This window comes from Allorhodopirellula solitaria (assembly GCF_007859855.1).
GTDB lineage: Bacteria > Planctomycetota > Planctomycetia > Pirellulales > Pirellulaceae > Rhodopirellula > Rhodopirellula solitaria.
On record NZ_SJPK01000011.1, the window covers coordinates 99,156 to 117,325 of the forward strand.

At 59.4% G+C, this 18,170-nt stretch carries 11 protein-coding genes; 6 read left to right on the forward strand and 5 right to left on the reverse strand.

What is annotated here, in order from left to right:
- Positions 1-45: 45 nt before the first annotated feature.
- The gene (locus CA85_RS18400) at positions 46-3,405 is read right to left on the reverse strand and encodes a PVC-type heme-binding CxxCH protein (RefSeq protein WP_246112954.1); all 3,360 of its coding nucleotides are present in this window, start codon (positions 3,403-3,405) and stop codon (positions 46-48) included.
- Between the two features lie 27 nt (positions 3,406-3,432).
- Between CA85_RS18400 and CA85_RS18405 the strand changes: the two genes are divergently transcribed.
- From CA85_RS18405 to CA85_RS18430, 6 genes are all read left to right on the forward strand, one after another.
- Positions 3,433-4,392, forward strand: a complete 960-nt coding sequence (locus CA85_RS18405; protein ID WP_146392829.1) for a rhomboid family intramembrane serine protease — start codon at positions 3,433-3,435, stop codon at positions 4,390-4,392.
- 181 nt (positions 4,393-4,573) lie between these two features.
- Positions 4,574-4,963 carry an exodeoxyribonuclease VII small subunit gene (xseB, locus tag CA85_RS18410; protein ID WP_146392830.1) on the forward strand — a complete coding sequence of 130 codons (390 nt, stop codon included), beginning with the start codon at positions 4,574-4,576 and terminating at the stop codon, positions 4,961-4,963.
- The gene (locus CA85_RS18415; RefSeq protein ID WP_146392831.1) at positions 4,960-5,952 is read left to right on the forward strand and encodes a polyprenyl synthetase family protein; all 993 of its coding nucleotides are present in this window, start codon (positions 4,960-4,962) and stop codon (positions 5,950-5,952) included. The genes xseB and CA85_RS18415 overlap by 4 nt, the downstream gene beginning before the upstream one ends.
- Entirely contained in the window at positions 5,949-7,877 is a 1,929-nt protein-coding gene (gene dxs, locus CA85_RS18420; protein WP_146392832.1) for a 1-deoxy-D-xylulose-5-phosphate synthase, read from the forward strand. Before CA85_RS18415 ends, dxs begins: the two co-directional genes overlap by 4 nt.
- A 159-nt stretch (positions 7,878-8,036) precedes the next feature.
- A complete protein-coding gene (locus CA85_RS18425) occupies positions 8,037-8,912 on the forward strand; it encodes an NAD(+)/NADH kinase (RefSeq protein ID WP_146392833.1) in 876 nt (291 codons plus the stop codon).
- The gene (locus CA85_RS18430; RefSeq protein ID WP_146392834.1) at positions 8,909-9,568 is read left to right on the forward strand and encodes an RluA family pseudouridine synthase; all 660 of its coding nucleotides are present in this window, start codon (positions 8,909-8,911) and stop codon (positions 9,566-9,568) included. Before CA85_RS18425 ends, CA85_RS18430 begins: the two co-directional genes overlap by 4 nt.
- Positions 9,569-9,910: 342 nt before the next feature.
- Here the strand turns inward: CA85_RS18430 and CA85_RS18435 are convergent, their stop codons facing one another.
- The 4 genes from CA85_RS18435 to rho all read right to left on the reverse strand — a co-directional run bounded on the left by CA85_RS18435 (position 9,911) and on the right by rho (position 17,922).
- Positions 9,911-11,437: a sulfatase gene (locus CA85_RS18435; protein ID WP_246112955.1), complete on the reverse strand. Its 1,527-nt coding sequence runs from the start codon at positions 11,435-11,437 to the stop codon at positions 9,911-9,913.
- A gap of 286 nt (positions 11,438-11,723) precedes the next feature.
- Complete coding sequence (locus tag CA85_RS18440; RefSeq protein ID WP_146392835.1) at positions 11,724-15,350, reverse strand: YhaN family protein; 3,627 nt, start codon at positions 15,348-15,350, stop codon at positions 11,724-11,726.
- On the reverse strand, positions 15,347-16,609 hold the full coding sequence (locus CA85_RS18445) for a metallophosphoesterase family protein (protein ID WP_146392836.1): 1,263 nt from the start codon (positions 16,607-16,609) through the stop codon (positions 15,347-15,349). The genes CA85_RS18440 and CA85_RS18445 overlap by 4 nt, the downstream gene beginning before the upstream one ends.
- Positions 16,609-17,922 carry a transcription termination factor Rho gene (rho, locus tag CA85_RS18450; protein WP_146392837.1) on the reverse strand — a complete coding sequence of 438 codons (1,314 nt, stop codon included), beginning with the start codon at positions 17,920-17,922 and terminating at the stop codon, positions 16,609-16,611. Before rho ends, CA85_RS18445 begins: the two co-directional genes overlap by 1 nt.
- Positions 17,923-18,170: the final 248 nt, after the last annotated feature.

An 18,170-nucleotide genomic window follows, 5' to 3' on the forward strand; every position in this document is an offset into this window, starting at 1 on the left:
TGCTTCACCGCAGCTCGTGATCTAACAGCTGAATTCTCGGGTGCATCAAGGGGTTTCCGCTGACACTTGGATAGGCGACTGCAGGTATCCCATCAAATCCACGACCTGTTGATCGGTGAATGGTTGCAGTAATCCGCTCGGCATCGGTGACTGATCCGTGGGGATTTCCTCTTCCACCTCGTCGACTGGAATTGTTTCGCTGTTGGATGCGGACACGATCGTCAGTGTTTGGCGGGTGCGTTGGGTGATCAATCCGACTAACAAACGTCCGTCGGCGGTCAAGACCTTCGTCGCTCGGAAATCGGCACCCACGACAGCATCGGGGTCAACGATGTTGCTGAGCAAGTAATCGAGATTGTTGCGCTGAGAACCGGTGAGATCCGGTCCTATCTGTTCGCCGTTACCGAACATTTTGTGGCAGGTGGCGCAGGTGCGATCGAACAGTGTGCGGCCCGCACTTCGATCGGCGTCGCGCAATCGCTCGGGTGTCAGGTAGGTCTTCCAGCGGGCGATCTCACCTAATCGCTCGTCGGGGGTTTCGCGAACGCGGCCCCAGACCGTTTCGATGCGGCGGATGAGAGCGTCGTTGCCGAGTGCGGCAATGCTACGCACATGCGACGCGGTCAATGCTTCCTTGGGCAATCGACCTCGCTCGATCTGTTCGATCAAAGCCAGGGCGAATACCTCGCGGGCACATAGTAACGAAACGACATTGGGTCGTAGCGGGGCACGGAAACGACCGTAGTTGCTCAGCAGTACCTCGGCAACGGCGGGGTGTTCGACGCGGGCGAGCGATTCGGCTGCCGCTAAATTGACGTGTGGGTCAGCGATCAGGGGGCGAGCGGATGCAGCCAATCCCTCGGCCGCGGGTGCATCGTGCGGTGCTTTCTCCAACCATGCCGCCACACATCCGCGTAGAGCGGCGAGTCGCTTGGTCGGCTCCGCGTCACGATCATCGAGGACCGCGCGCAATTGCTCGGCACTCAGTCCATCGCCGTAGAGAGTGTCGATGCGATCGACGAGCGGCTGATGGCCGGGGGAGGCAGCCAGGATGGCGGAACGCAGTTGCGGCCAGACATTGCTTTTAGGAGCTTGGCGGATTCCCACGAGCCCCTGTTCCACACCGGTCAACACTGTGTTGCACCAAGCTGATGGAGCTGGGGAAGCTTGCTCGCGATAGCGTTTAAGAGCCAGCTGCTGCAGCTCGGCAAAAGCTTGGGGCGACGATTCTGCTTGCTCGGCAATCGACCGTGCCAAATAGGTCGTGAGTTCTGGGATTTCGCATGCTTGCAGGACGCCGATCATGTCGTCGGGAACCGTTGAGGACCGGCTCATCAAGCCATACCAAATCAACTTGGGCAGGTTATGGTCGCCGACGTCTTGGTCACCGCTGAATCGCAGCAGCTCCCCTGCCGCCTCGGCACGCAGTGATGCAGGGAGTCGCTGCAGAGTCGACGCCAGATTGCGTCGGATCAGCGGCGAGGACTCCGCTCCGAGTTTCTCCATCGCGTTGATCAGCGATCGTGCGGGTTGTTCCATTCGTGGCCATGCCGCCCGGCTGTCGGCGGTCGGCCCGTAGACATCGTCGAGTGGCCAGTCCTGCACAGAGGAGCGAATCGCTGCAGCCCGAACGTACTCCGAAGGGTCGGCGAACCAGGATTCGTAGTCGTCGATGCCGGCCAGCACATCGAGGGCCCACAGAATTCGGCAGCGACAGGCTGGATCTTCCTGCCGTTTCGTCTGGGATTGCAGGCGATTGATCGCCTGCGTCAGATCGACGCCGCTGTCCCGAAGTTCCCGCAAACGCATCAGAGCCTGATGGGAATACCAGCGATCATTTTCCAGAATCATCTCGACGAGCGACTCGGCATCGCCTGCGATCAGTTGTCCGATCCTTCGGAGCTGAATTTCTTGAAGTCGTTGTTGCTGCTTATCGCTATGGTCCGCCGTGATGTGATAGATGCGGCCGCTGCTGCGATGCACACCGGTGTGTTCATGGCATTCGCCGAGGTCACTCCAGTCCAAGAGGAAGACGTTTCCATCGGGGCCAGCGGACAGTTCGATGCCCCGAAACCACTCGTCACTCGTTAAGAAAAAGTCTTTCCCATGGGTACCGACATACCCGCTGCGGCGGCGCACAAGGTTTTCACGGTTGGCGCGTCGGCCATGGAAGTTCAACGTCATCAGGGATCCCCGATATGACTGGGGCCACGTCGATTCCTGGTAGATCATCATGCCCGTGTGAGCGTGCCCGCCACCGAAATCATTCGCGGCGCCGTCGCGAGACTTCGTCCAATGTTGGCCGGTGTCGAAGTGGTAGTGATCGGCGTGTTGATCGATAGTTTCGTAGACAGCTGGATTCGGGTCGAGAGTGAAGGGGCGACGGAAGTGCGCCCCTTCGAACCCGTGCCAGAGGTGCCCATTGACGGTGTTGATGAAGAACAGATCGCCGTAGCGGGTGAAGTCATGGCCCCAGGGATTCGTCGTGCCATGGCAGATCACTTCAAAGCGGTCGCTGTCGATATCGCAGCGCCACACCCCGCCTTCCAGAGCCACGCGATCTTCGTCGGCCGTTCCCGGTTGCCCGATACGGCCGGGGCAGGATCCACCGCAGCGACCATAGAGCCACCCGTCGGGACCAAACCGCAACCCATTGGCAAAGTTGTGGTAGTTCTGCTGAGCGATCTCGAACCCATCGAGGATGACTTGCGGCGGTCCGTCGGGGGTCAGGTCGTGATCCGCGTCGGGTACGAACAGCAATTGCGGCGGGCACATCAACCAAACGCCATTGACGCCGCCGGGACCTGGCCCCACTTCCACGCTCGTTAAACGCGTCAACGTGTCCATGAACACATCGCGGTGCTCGGGTATCCCGTCTCCGTCGGCATCGGTGAACACGACGACCCTATCCCGCAGGTCATCGCGGAAGCGAACACCGCTCTTGGCATAGGTGTAGTTTTCAGCGATCCACAACCGGCCGTGATAGTCCCAGGCCAGGTCGATGGGGTTTTGCACATCGGGTTCAGCAGCAATGGCTGCGACGGAGAATCCAGCGGGTAGTTTTATCGCAGCGGCGCTCGCCGCCGGGGGCAGCTGGGGATGGGAGGCCGCCAGCGGCTCAGTGTTATCGAGGGCTGGAAAGCTATTCGTGGGGCTGGGATCGGCTGGTTCGGCGGTAGATGCGATGGGGCACAAAAATAAGGCAACCAGCATGAGCGAGGCAGCACCGAGCGGCCCGCCAGGAACGGGGGGGCACCTCCGCCGATTCGCCCCGAGAGACCGCTGCCGCCATGCTGCGGATCGCCGCATTCTCTGCCGCTGCTCGCCGGGCAGGTTCCGCAAATCGTCAAGGCGTCGTGCATTCGAAGCGAGAAGCGCGTAGAACATAGCGGAAATGAAATTCATCGGACGATCATTCTGGAAGTATTGAAGATGCGGCGAATCGGCAACCTACCGGGCGAATCCCAAGCAAATCGTTTCTGCGATTATCTGCAAACGCAGTCGATCGATGCCAAGGCGAGCTCGACGGACGAGTCGGCGCCAGCGGCTTCGACGTCCCATGATATCTGGGTTCGGCATGAACAGGATGTCCCACGTGCTCGCGAGTTTTTTGCTGAGTATGAAGCCAATCCATCTGCCAAAGAGTATGACGTGTCCGCTGAGGCGGCGCGGCAGCGAAAGCAGCGTTCCCAGCAGATTGCCCAGAAAATTGCGGCCCAGAAAAAAGCTCAGATGCAGATTCGTCGCAGCCAGGCGACCGGATTTGGGGGCGGGCAATCGCCAGGCTCGATCCCCGTCACGATCGGTTTCGTGGTGCTGGCCACGATCATCGGCTTCGTTACCAACTTCAGCGATTTGAGAGTCAACCAGACCACTGCCATCTGGCTCTTCAATACGCTTTCCTGCGTCGACTTCCCGCTCTACCAGATGACTGGCGATTTGATGGCTTCGGTAAAACGCGGCGAAATTTGGCGATTGTTCACGCCGATGTTGTTGCACGGCAGCATGATGCACCTCGCCTTCAATATGCTCAATCTTGTCTTTCTCGGCGGGGTCGTCGAACGCATCCACGGCCACTGGTTCTTTCTCGCTCTGTTCTTGGCCTGCGGTGGCGTCGGGACGCTGGTGCAGATTCTGCTGCCGCCTGCATGGGGGGGCGCGATGGTCATCGGAGCCTCCGGTGGCGTCTTAGGGATTTTCGGGTTCATATGGATTCGGCCCAAGGTTCAACAGGGTTATCCCGTCGAAATCCCTCCGATCGGTGTGATCTACATGCTCGGTTTTATCGCCCTCTGCTTCACCCCTCTGATGCCTGGGATCGCCAACGGGGCCCACATTGGCGGTTTGGTAACGGGGATGCTGATCGCGGTGGCTGTCCCGAAACCGAAATGATCGCCAATTCATTTTGCACCCGATCGCGACGCCGCAGTGGTTGCCAGTCTCAGTGAGTATCCCCGACGGGCTCTGGCGATCGGATCTGGTCAGATCTCGTTCTGCTGTGTTATAGTCTCGCGACGTTTTTCCCCAGACCTGACCGAGACCAAGTCCTTTGGCCAAAAAGATTTCCGCCTCGATGCCTGAATCCGCCTCTGCCACGCCCCCAGTCGACCAGGCGGGCGAGAAGCTGGACTTTGAAGCCTCTTTGGCGGAGATCGAGACGGTTGTGCGGAAGCTCGAAAGCGGCGAACTGAGCCTCGACGATTCGCTCCGCCAATACGAATCGGCGGTCAAGAAAATGCGTCAGTGCTACGAACTGCTCGAGATCGCCGAACGCCGAGTCAGTGTATTGGCGGGATTCGATGCCGACGGCAACCCGGTCACCCAACCGCTCGACGATGCCGGTGGCGGTCATGGCAACGATACCGAGACGCTGCTGGAAAAGCAGAAAACTCGCGGGCAGCGCCGCGGTGCGGTGTCGAGCGAATCGACCAGCGAGAATTCCTCTGCGGGCGATGACCAATGAGCGGCATTGCCGAGATACTCCAGCCCTATCGGGACGCCATCGAACCGGCGCTCGACGAAGCTACCCAGTTTGGTCAGGGCTGTCCCGATCGATTGAAGCAAGCGATCCGTTACGCCCTGCTCGCGCCCGGCAAACGTTTGCGACCGGCCTTGGTGATGATGTCGGCCGAAGCCTGCGGCGGGGCAATCTCCGACGCCCTCGTGCCCGCGGTCGCGGTCGAGATGATTCACGCCTATTCATTGATCCACGATGACTTGCCCGCGATGGATGATGATGATTTGCGTCGAGGCCGGCCGACAACGCATATCGAGTTCGGTCAAGCGACCGCGATCCTGGCCGGTGACGCTCTGCAGGCGGCGGCAATGGCACATCTGTATACACATACGCCCGATCGAGCTCGGGCCGCTCGGATGATGGGCGAGTTGGCAATGGCGGCTGGGCCGGCCGGCTTGGTTGGCGGCCAGGAGGATGATCTCGCCGCTGAGAGTCTGCAAATTGCTGATTTTGCCTCGCCGCTGGCCGCTCGACTGCATTTGGAGTCCATCCACCGACGCAAAACCGGCGATTTGTTCATTGCCTGTGCCAAGCTGGGCGGCATTGCAGCGGGTGGTAGCGACGCACAGATCGAAGCGCTGGTTGGCTTTGCGACCGCCTTCGGGCTGGCATTTCAAATCACCGATGATGTTCTCGATTACACCGCGAGCGACGAACAACTCGGAAAACGGACCGGAAAAGACAGCGGCCGTGGCAAATTCACGTTCCCCGATCTGATGGCAGCGGAAAATTCGAGCGAGTCTCAATTAAAATCAAATCAAGCGATCACCCAGGCAACGGATGCCACCGCAACGCAGCAACACGCCGGCATCGAATTGGCTCGGCGTCACGCGGAGGCCATGATCAGCGCGGCCCAGCAGTCTCTCGAGTTATTCGGGGACCGGTCAGTGCGGTTAAGCCAGACGGCGGACTACCTTTTGGAGCGAACTTCATGAATGCAAACGAACCTCAAACGACGCCGGACACAGACGCTCGCCATCCCTTGTTAGGGGGTTTGCAGGACGCTCGCGCTCTGTCGAGCATGTCGTCCGAGCAACTAGCCGAGATCGGCGTCGAGATTCGCGACGTCCTATGCAATCTGTTGGCCACGCGAACCGCTCACTTTGCCTCCAATCTCGGCGTCGTCGAGCTGTGTTTGGCACTGCATAGCGAGTTCAATTTCCTCGACGACCGATTGATTTGGGATACGGGGCACCAAATCTATCCACATAAGTTGGTCACGGGTCGGTACGGGCAGTTTGAAACGATCCGTACGCACGGCGGATTGATGGGGTATCCCAACCCGGCCGAAAGCGATTACGACCTGTTCATGACCGGGCACGCCGGCAGCAGCATCAGTACCGCGGTGGGACTCCGCAGCGGCGATATCCTGACCGGCCACGACAGTCGCCGGACGGTCGCTGTGATCGGTGACGGCGCCTTTCCCAGCGGCATCGTTTTTGAAGCACTCAACAACGCCGGGGCTTCGCAAGAAGACCTGACCATCGTGCTCAATGACAACAAGATGTCGATTTGTCACCGGACCGGCGCCGTGGCAAGCTATCTCGATCGGTTGCGGAACAACCCTTTCTACACCGGGCTGAAGCACGAAGTCGGACGCTTGCTCGATCATGTGCCGATGTTCGGCGATCCTGCCGAACGGCTGCTCGCGCAGATGAAGGAAGGTGTCAAAGCGGGCTTGCTCGGCGGGATGCTGTTCGAGGAACTCAATATCCGCTACATCGGGCCCATCGACGGGCACGATATCGGGCTGCTGCGAAAATACTTGAAACTCTGTAAAGAGACACCGGGACCTGTCCTGTTGCATGTGGTGACAGAAAAGGGGCATGGCTACAAACCGGCGGCGGAAGACCCCGTCTTCTTTCACACGCCGCCTGCCTTTGAAGACCGTGGCGGCACACCGGTCACGCGTGGCAGCGAGGGGCGTCCGCCGTACACGGTGCATGCTCGTGACGCGATCGGCGAAGTCATGAAGCGTGACGATCGAGTCACGGTGATCACCGCCGCCATGTGCCAAGGCAACAAGCTAGAGCCGGTTCGCGAGCACTTCCCGAAACGCTTTTTCGACGTGGGGATCTGCGAAGCCCATGCGGTCGCCTTTGCCGCCGGTCAATGCAAATCAGGCATGCGGCCGATCGTTGATATCTACAGCACGTTTCTCCAACGCAGCTACGACCATATTTTCCAAGAGGTCGTGTTGCAGGATCTGCCGGTCGTCTTCATGCTCGACCGGGCCGGTCTGACGGGGCCGGATGGACCGACGCACCATGGCGTCTATGACATCGCGTATATGCGGGTATTCCCAAATCTTGCCCTGATGGCACCCGGTTACGCGGCCGAGCTGCCGCTGATGCTCGACGCAGCCTTGGCTCATGATCACCCCACCGGAATCCGCTACCCCAAAGCCTCGGCTCTCGAGCTGACGCACACACCGGCGCCCATTGAGATCGGCAAAGCGGAATGGATTCGAGAGGGGGAAGACGGCACGATCGTGGCCTATGGTGCGATGCTCGAACAGGCCATGGAAGCGGCAGCGGCGCTCGAAGGCGAACTCAGCGTGGGGGTGGTCAACGCGCGTTTCGTCAAGCCGATCGACCACGAGATGGTAGCTCGCTCGATGGCCGATGGCCGATTTGCGGTCACGCTCGAGGAAGGCACGATCATGGGTGGGTTCGCATCGGCGTTCCTGGAGTCGGCCGCCGATCAAGGGCTCGATACTCGCAACATTCATCGCTTGGCTCTGCCCGATGCCTTTGTCGAGCACGGCGACCGCAGCGACCTGTTGGCCGATTGCTCCTTGTCGGCTGAGGGAATCGCAGAGACTTGCCGATCGGCCGCTTCGAGCGTCAGTAGTGTATAAAGGTGGCACTCGCGTCGAATGTCTGACGTTAAAAGAAACCGGGGTGTTCCGCCTCATGCGGCGTCGACGTGACGGGCGCGTGGGACGCCCTCGAGACGCCAGCGGTGTCGCTCGTTTTTTCGAGTACTGCGTTGGCCGCCTTGTGACTGGAACCGTCTCGTGAGCGAAATCAATTGGTGTGGGTGCGATCGACCGCCACGAATCGTGGTGATCGGTATTCCCGAACGTCAACGTGTCCAAGCCGCTTGGCGACGGCTGCGGCCGGTCATCGCGACGAGCGCGGAGATTGTGGCGGAGGACTTTTCGTTCGCCTACGAGTTTTCCGATCAAGACGAAGTGGACCTCGTCATCGTGCTCGGCGGCGATGGGTCGATCCTGCAGTCGGCGCGGCAGATGGGAGCGCACCAAGTCCCCGTGCTCGGCATCAATTGCGGGCACCTCGGCTTCCTCGCAGCCCTCTCGCCCGAAGATTTTCTCGATGTTTGGCCGCGGGTCTGTGAAGGCGACTTCCGGATCGTCGATCACTTGATGTTGCAGGTGCAAATCGTTCGCGCTGACGCGGTCGTGGCGGAACAGTTGGCTCTCAATGAAGCCGCGGTGTTGTCAGGGCCGCCCTTTCATATCCTCGACATTGACTACTACGCCGATGGCGAGCTGGCCACGCAGTACCGCTGTGATGGGTTGATCGTTGCCACACCCGTCGGCTCGACCGCGCACAGTCTCTCGGCGGGCGGCCCGATCGTACGCCGGCAATTGCAGGCCATGATCTTGTCACCGATCAGCCCGCACACGCTCACCTACCGGCCGGTCGTCGAGTCCGCCGACACCGTGGTCGAACTCGCCGTTACCGAACCGCAGCCGACCACTTGCATCCTCGTCGATGGCCGTGTGCTCGGCACCCTGCTTTCCGGTGATCGGGTTCGTATCCAACGCTCGCCCACGTCGTTTCGAATGCTGCGGGTTCCTGGCCAGAACGATTATCGCACGCTGCGAGAGAAACTCGGTTGGAGTGGTTCGCTGAACCTACGGCGTTGATCCCGATCCTCTGGCAATGCCGTAGCGCCGTGGTGGTGGTTAAGCCAGCGGGTTTGAGCACCACGTCACCACCGGGTACCGCCAGCGTCGAATGGCGTCTGCGCGAGCAACTCGATCGAGCAGACGGTTTTTTATCGGCTGTCCATCGGCTCGACCGCGACGTCAGCGGAGTGCTGATGATTGCGCTGAGCAAGAAATCGGCGCGATTGCTCTGCGAGCAATTTGCCGCCCGCCGCGTTTCGAAAACCTATCATGCATGGGTACAGGGCCGCCTGGCACCGTCGGCATCCGGCGCCGCACCGGAGCGTTGGTCCGATCATGTGCGTAAGATCGAGGATGTGGCTCGGGGCGAGGTCTGCGGCCCAGACGCGCCCGGTGCCAAGGTCGCCGAAACGGACGTCCGATCAATCCGCTACGACGAAGCGTTCGATCGCACCTTGATCGAACTCAAACCGATCACTGGACGCATGCATCAACTGCGGCTGCAAACCGCCTCCCGCGGCCACGCGATCCTCCATGACCCCATCTACGGCCCCGCGCCATCGGCTGACCCCATCGCCCTGACCGCCGTCAGTCTCGCGTTCCACGACCCCCACACCGGTGTGCGGACAAAGGTAAGCTTCGATCGACAGATCAATGACCCGACCGATACCTGAAAAGCCCCAACGGGGGCGGTCCTATGACAGCCCCAGGCAACGCCTGGGGACCAACCGGACAATGCCAAACGAAAGCCCCCACGGGGGCGGCCCTATGACAGCCCCAGGCAACGCCTGGGGACGAACCGGACAATGCCAAACGAAAGCCCCAACGGGGGCGGTCCTATGATAGCCCCAGGCAACGCCTGGGGACCAGCCGGACAATACCAAACGAAAGCCCCAACGGGGGCGGCCCTATGACCGATGTAGGATGAGGACCGCCCCGTTGGGGCTGCGGAATCGACGACCAGGGCGTTGCCCTGGGCTTTTGTAGGATCGCCCCGTTGGGGCTGCCCGATGGACTTATTGCATCACGGGGTCGCCGAGTGGTGGGGATTGGGGATCAATCTTTTTTCCTTGCCAATAGAAACCGTCGGCTCGTTTTTCGAGGATGCGGTGGGCGCTGCCGGTGGCGAGGGGGCGGTCTTCAGCGGGCAGCCAGCCTCGTAGTCGCTCGATGACGGCGGTCAGTTCGGCTGGCCTCGTTTGATCCGAGAGCAGATTGTTGAGCTCGTCTGGGTCGCTATTGCGGTCATAAAGTTCTTCGCTGCCGTCGGCGTAGACAATGTACCGCCAGCGCTGGTCACAGATGCTGTGGTTGCCCGCGTTGTGCGTGCAGATCGCGGGGCGACTGCGTTTCGCAGTGACGTCTTGAATCTGCGGGGCGAGCGAGAGCCCTTCGACCCCTTCGGGTTGGGGCAGACCAGCCAACGAGGCGAGCGTCGGATAGATGTCGAGTAGTTCGGCAGGCTGGTCGCACTTGCGGTCCCCTTCAATCATCGGCCCGGCGAAGATCAGAGGGACATGAGTGGATCGGGCCCACAGCGAATTCTTGCCCGAAATCGCTTTCTCGCCCAGGTGATAGCCATGGTCGCTCCACAGGACGACGATGGTGTTGTCAGCGTAGGGAGATGCTTCGAGGGCCGCTAACACCCGGCCGACTTGACTGTCGACAAAGCTGATCGAGGCGAGATAAGCCCGAACCAACGGTTGCAGCTGGTCGTTTTCAAGTAACCACTTGGTGCGCGGTTCGGGTAGATCCCAATGAATGTACCACGAGGACAGTGGGGTATCCTCGCGATCATCGGCGACGATTTTCGGTAGCTGCAAGCTGTCTTCGGGATAGAGGTCGAACCATTTCTGCGTCGCGTAGCAGGGGACATGCGGCAGGAAGAAACCAACCGACAGAAAGAATGGTTTTTCATCGGGCATCTGTTCGAGTTGGTCGACTGCCCAGGAGGCAACCTTCCAATCGCCCTTGTCTTCGTCGCGGTGATCAAACGTGCCCCAATCCATTAACGCGTGATTGCCACCGGGGGTCGGTGGGATGATTTTGTGTTCGGGTCTCACGCCCACCGATGCGCTCGGCCCCAGCACGTCACACTCAGCGGCGGAGTCTTTGCCGCGACCGTAGGGGCCGTGAAAGATCTTGCCACCGATCAGCGTCCGGTATCCGTGTTGGTGGAAGTACTGTGGCATCGTCACCCGATCTTGGAACTCGGGCAGGGTGCGGAACCAGGGTGCGAGTCCATAGACGCCGGTCGAGCCCGGTCGCAATCCCGTCATCAGCGACGTGCGGCTGGGGTTGCACAACGGGGCTTGGCAATGCGCATTGGTGAAGGTCACCGCCCGCTGCGCCAGCCCCGCCATCGCTGGCGTTTGTACTTGAGGGTGCCCGCCGAGAGGTTCAACCCAGTCATTGAGATCGTCGATCGCGATCATCACAATGTTCGGTCGCGACGATGCCTTGGGCTGCGCTGGATGCTGCTGTGCCGATGCCGCAACCATTGCCAGGACGGGGAGGATACTGAGAAAAATTCGAAGCGTCATCAAACCTGCCAGGGTTTCAAGAGAAAGATATGAATGAAAGACGGATCCGATCGTTCGCATACCGCTGACTTTCAAAGGGGTGAAAGTACGGGAGCGTTTCCTGGTGGATCCGGCGGGGTGGGGATTCCCATCATAGCTCATCGCCGAGGGCGACGGAGCCATTCGTTGGGGAAGTCGGTGCACTCCCCCATTTCCGTCATCCGCCTGCGAGATGACGTCCGATGGCTCGCAGACTGGGACGTCTCGCAGACTGGGACGTCTCGTTGGCGGGGGCGACAGTAGACGCTCAGGCTTCACCCAAACGCTGGACATGGAACTCGTCGGGGCCCAATGTTTGCCCCGCCAGTTCGATCAGGTGTTCGTGGTGAGTGAACAGGATCACCTGCGTTCGCAGGGATAAATCGGAAAGTGTTCGCATCGCGGCAGCGGAGCGATGATCGTCGAGTTGGACTAAGCAGTCGTCGATGACCAGGGGCAGCGGTGTGCCGCGTGTTAGCTGGTGATCAATCGAAGCAAGTCGGAGGGATAGGTACAGAGCATCCGCCGTCCCCGTGCTCATCGCGTGAGCAGGAACGTCGGATTCTTCGTCTGCTGAGCGAACGCCGAACAGAATCGCCTTCCCCTTGCCGTCGAAATCGACTTTCAAGGACGTGTACTCGCCGCGAGTGAGCTGTTCGAAGGTGGTCGAGGCGAGCTGCAAGACCGGCCCTTGGTTCTCCTGGCGGTAGTCATCGATTGCCCGGCGGAGGATCATCGAAGCGATCTTGACCCGCGAATACTCATCGACGTGATTATCGATTTTCCCGGTGAGAAACTGCAGCTCCTGAGACTGCTCTGCCGCTTGATCGCTGCCGTCGATTCGCGCCATCCGTTCTTGCAGTCCACCGAGGGTCTGCTGCGACTGGGCGAGCTGTTCGCGTGCGCCGGCGAGTTTGTTCTCGAGTTGATCGATCTCCATCGCGAGCAATTCGGTTTGCTGTTGGGCGACTTCTTGGACGAACTCTTCGAACCCAATCGATCCAGCGAGAAGACGCAGTTGCTGCTCGACGTTGTGTTTGGATTGCTCGACTTGCTGTCGCTGCTTGGACCGCTGCTCAACTTCGATCAATTGATCAGGCGATTGGCAGGCGGCTTCTTCGCAGAGCCGTCCCAGACTCACGTCGGCATCGGCAACCTGTTTTCGTGCCGCGGCGAGTTGATGTTGTGCGGTGTCAAGTTGCTGTTGAAGCTTCGCGCGTTGTGTGGTTGCCGAACGTTCTGTTTGCAGTCGTTCGAAGAAGTCCTTGACGAGGCGAAATGCGTCTTGAATCTCCCCATCACGCTCACCGAACTCGCTGCCCAAGCTCGTCGCCAATCGAGCGAGATCGCTACGGTACGTGTTGTCATCGTCGAGCATCGCCCGGATCCGATGCAGCACAATATCTCGTTCCCGTTTCTGCGCGTTGAGGCCATCGATCTGAGCGATCTTTTCGAGCACCACAGCAGGTGTGCGGTCGACGTCAGCCGCGAGCGCCGAGGTGGCGTCGGCCCAGTCGCTGTCCCAACGATCGAGCTGGTTCTGACGCGATTCCAGTCTCGCCTCAGCCTTGGGTAGCTCAGCTCGCAGGGAATCGTGCTGCTTGACTCGTTCATCGTACCGCTTGCGGGCATGCTGCAACTGCGTTCGGAGCTGGATCGCTTGGTCATGCAGAATCGAGAAATTCGAATCTGAAGTGCTCTCGTCCACTTCGCCCGATCGCGCTGACTCCTGGTCAGCTTCATGCACGAGCGTCGCCTGCTGAGCCTGGTCGACGACGGCCGACGAGATCGCCCTCCGCAGTCGTTGGCATGCCGAGGCGATGCGAGTTTGTATTTGATTCACCCGCTCGGTCTCCTCATCGTACTGGGAGACGCTCTCGACCAATTGAGCATGGGTAGACGTCCACCGCTCCATAGTGGGCGGATCTCCCGCGGCGATACCGATGGGCTGCCACAAGGCCTGCCAATCTCGATGGGCGCTGTTGAGATCGGTTTGGGAATCGTCACGAATTGACCGGACGGTTGCCTTTTGGTTGCCGAGATCGTTGATCTGGTTTTGGATCGAGGCCTGCAAATGAACTTGCTCGTGATGCTGACGCATCGTGTCGACCAATTCATCGGACTTGCGGATCAATGCCTGCAGGCGGGTGAAATCCTCGGTGGAGACGGACTGGGATGAGTAGCCGGCGACAATCGAACAGAACTTTTCATCACGGAGTCCCCGAGCCTCGCCGAGCTGTTCAGCCGTCGGCAGTTCACCGAGTGTCCCTGCCGATGCGAGTTTGTCTGCGAGCGAGCGTTCGCTCGTCTCGAGCTGATCGAACTTTTCGCTAGCATATTGCAGGGCGTTCTCGCGCTGATGAAGCGACTGAGTGGCCGCATCGACCGCCTGTTCGCTGGGCAGTGTTAACCTCGCCGCCGCAGTAATTGAGTCGGCGAACGATCCTTCTGTCTTGGGACACAGGGTGTCGAGTTTTCGCGCGAGCTGTTCGCAGCGGAGACGAGACTGCTTCGCGTCAGCAGTTTGCTGGGCGAGGTTGGCCAGCACGCTGTCGGGCGATCCCACCGATTCGATGATCTGACTGATCACGCTGGGGTCATCAGGGGTGATTCCGCTTTTGCGATTCTTCTCCACCTCAGCCATGTCACGCTGCAGTGAGCGAAGGTCTTCATCGGCATCGTCGCGTTGCCGCACGAGCATCGCATATTGCTGGGCCAATCCATTGACTCGGGTGCGAACCGAATCGACCATGTGCAAGCGTTTCAGCGATGCATCAATCTGTTGCGTCGCGGCGTCCGCCTCTTTCTCGTTGATCTCGATGGAGAGTTCGGCAAGCGTCTCCATCATCCGCCGGTCGAGGTTCTTTCGCTTCCGCTGCAATTCCACGCAGTCGGTCCGAGCTTTCTCCCGTTCACCCAAACGGTGAAAGAGGGATTCGATGTCGGCTTCGTGGATCAGGATCACGGAATCGTCGCCGAGACGTTCGAGTTCTTGCTGCAGGTCGGAGACACTAATCTCGTTGGAGTTGGATTGTCGCAGTGCGATCTGGCGATCAGAATCGAGTTTGCGGCGGCGTTCACTGAAAGCATCATCGAGAAGCGGTGCGTCGCTAAGTTGGTCCAACTCTTGGCACATCGATCGCCACCGCGGCACGAGCGGCAAGGCGTTCTCGAAGGCACGGAGTTTGGACAGGCGGACGGCCGATTCGCGATGAGCGTCTTCGAGCTCGGTGACGGTCGCTTGTTGTGTCTTGAGGTCGCGTTGCAGATCCGCCCATTCTCGCGGCAGAATTTTGGCTTTCTCCAGCTCGCGTTTTTTCTCAGTGATCTCGCGGGAGAGAATATTAATCGCCCCTTTACTGCCTCCAGCAACGAATAGCTCTGAAAGGCGATTGTCGATCTTGGTCTGGACCGCTTTGAGCTGGCTGACCCCTGCTCCGGCGGCAAACAGAATCTCGCCGAGATCCCCTTCGCCTTCCAAGATCGCCTTACCGCCCTGGACGAGTTCATCGTGCGAAAGCCCAAAGCGATGCTCGAATGCTTCGCGATCCACCCCACCGAGCAACGCATCGAGGTCTGCATCGGGGATCACCGTGCTGTCATCGGTTTGACGCAGGGTCCCCTTTCTGCCACGGCGACGAATGCACTCCAGTGATGTTCCTTCGGCACCTTCGAGCACCCCGCCAACGCGGATCTTGGTCTTGGGGTGCAGGTAGTCGTCCTCCGCTCGCGTGGTCATCCCGTAGAGCAATGAGGTGATCGCGCGCAAGCTCGTTGATTTGCCCGATTCATTGGGGCCGTAGATGATATGAAAACGACGCGGGCCCGCCGACAAGTCAATCCGTGTATCGGTGAACCGGCCGTACGCGATCAAGTCGAGTCGCTGAATGATCATTCTTCTAATCGCCCCAACAAGTCGGCTGCTGCGGATTCAATCAATTCATCGACCCAGTCCAAGTCGGACGTGTCGAGAGACTCTTGTTGGCCAGGCAATTTCTTAATCAGCGAGGCGAACTCACTGGCGATTCGTTGACCTCGGTCATCGGCGACTCGCAGGCTCTCGACAATTTTTGACACACTCGCCATCGGGCCCTCGGTATCGCCAACGTCCAGCTTGGCATGAGGCGGCGTGGTGCGCAGCCGAAACTTTTCCATCCAAGCTTGCCCCGCACCCTGCGAGATTGCGATCGCGCGTAGGGATGATTCAAGACCATGTCGTTGCTGGTGCAATTGATTATGCAGCGGCGTGGCACCTGTGATCGAGACTCGCGAAACCAGCAGGCGATCGTCGATTTCAGAGATCCGTTCTCCTAGCCATGTTTGATAGGCATCGATGATGGCATCGGTCGATTCCAGTTCCGCGGCCTCGACATCAAACGCTTCCCAGCGGACCACGTCGAGCGGATGGAAGTTCAGGTCGACCTTGCCGCGGTCGTCGATGTCCAAGATGTAGCAACCCTTCGCCCCGCATTCACGAATATGACGTCCCTGAATGTTGCCGCTGAAGACGATCGGTGCTTCCCCAGGCACGTGGTGCTCGCCCCGGGTATGGACGTGGCCGAGGGCCCAGTAGTCATACTCCTTCGCGGCCAGATCGGCTGGGGTGCACGGTGAATAGGTATCGTGTCCTTCGGCGCCGGTGAGGCTCGTGTGCAACAATCCCAGGTTGAACATGCCACGGTGTGGGCGTGGATAGGAACGCGACAGGTCTTCGAGTTCCGCTTTGTTGCGAAAAGATCGTCCATGCACGGCGACACCAATCGACTCAAACTCGCGGCAGTCGACCCGCTTCGATGCCAGCATGATCTCGCTGCCATCGGGGTTTTTAGGCAGCGGCAAGGAGGAAGTCATGACATTTTCGGCGTCATGGTTGCCGCGGATAACCACGAGGGGAATGCCAGCCTGCGTGAGTTTGGCAGCTTGTCCGACAAAGAACAGGCCTGTGTTCTGCTCTCGCCAATCGCCGTCGTATAGGTCGCCGGCGATCACAACCAGGTCGACATTCTGATCGATCGCCAACCGCACGAGATTTTCCAGCGCACGACGCGATGCGCCGCGGATCTGTTCCAGCGGTGCTTGATCGTACGACTCCAAATTACGCAGCGGGCTATCGAGATGAATATCTGCCGCGTGCAGAATTCGTCGCGTACTCACTAGGCGAGTTTGGCACCCGAGATCAGCTTCAAGAAGCCCTCGTTGTCATCGAAACGACCGAGCTGTTTGGTCAACTGCTCCATCGCATCGACGGGATGCATTTCGCTGAGCGTTCGCCGCAGCATCGAAACCGTCTCATAGGTCTCTTCGTCGAGCAATAGTTCTTCACGCCGGGTTCCCGACTGAGAAATATCGATGGCCGGATAGACACGGCGATCGGCGAGTCGTCGGTCCAAGACGACTTCCATATTCCCGGTTCCTTTGAACTCTTGGAAAATGGCTTCGTCCATGCGGCTATTCGTGTCGACCAGGCAGGTACCGACGATGGTCAGTGAACCACCTTCTTGGAATGCCCGTGCGGTCGCGAACAGTTTCTTGGGGATGTCCATCGCTCGGATGTCCAAGCCGCCCGTGCCTGTTGCACCACCGCGGCCGGCTTTGCCGACCCATTTATTGAATGCGCGAGCCAACCGTGTGATTGAATCGAGCATGAGGAATACGTCTTGTCCGGATTCGGCAAGTCGCTTGGCCCGGTCGATCGCCAATTGGCTCAATCGAACGTGGCTCTCCACGTCCATATCCAAGCTGCTGGCGATGACTTCGCCGTTCTGGATACTGCGCCGCATGTCGGTGACTTCTTCCGGCCGCTCGTCGATCAACAGTACCATCAGCTTGACATCGGGATGGTTCTGAGAGACGCCTTCAGCAATATGCTGGAGCATGATGGTTTTCCCGCTACGCGGCGGTGCCACGATCAGGGCGCGTTGCCCACGGCCCATCGGTGCCAGCAGATCGACGACGCGATTGGTCAGCGGTTGCTTGCCGTTCTCGAGTTTCAAGAACTCTTCAGGGTTGATGGCCGTGAGGTCATCGAAGAGCGGCATCTCGGTGTACTTCTCAGGCGGTTGGCCTTCGACATCGAGAATTTCGCGAACTCGGGGACCCTGCTGCCGCTTGGCTTGCTGCACCATCGTGTGCAACATCACGCCTTGGCGAAGTCCAAACTTTTCGACCATCGTGCCAGGCACGAATGGGTCGGTGCGTTCGCGGGTGTAGTTGTTCGTGGGGCTGCGGAGGAACCCATAGCCATTGGGGTGCATTTCGAGCACGCCGGACCATTCTTCGAGCGGGGCGTCGCTGACGAAATCTTCTGGTTCGCCATTGGAATTCCCACCGCCAGAGTTGTTCCCTCCACCACCGCCGCCTCTGCGGCGACGCCGGGTTCGTGGCTTGCTGCCACCTCCGCCGCCGGAAGAACCATTTTGTGAGCCGAAACCACCTCGGCCGCGTGAAGAACGCTTCTTTTTTGCCATCTTTCAATCCAGGAAAACTTTGATCAATGCTTTCCTACCGGAAAACAATTTGCGGTGAGGCTCTACGACACCATGCGGTATGCAACCCGCTCTCCGAAGAAGGCGGATTCGGTCGCAATGGGCGTAACGAAACCACAAAGCCGATCAAGGCAACCAACAAGAGGAACCGCGTTTTAAAAACGAATATAAGGTCGCCTGCACCTAAGGTGGCGGTAACACCATCGGCGCGACCAAGTTGCTCATATGGT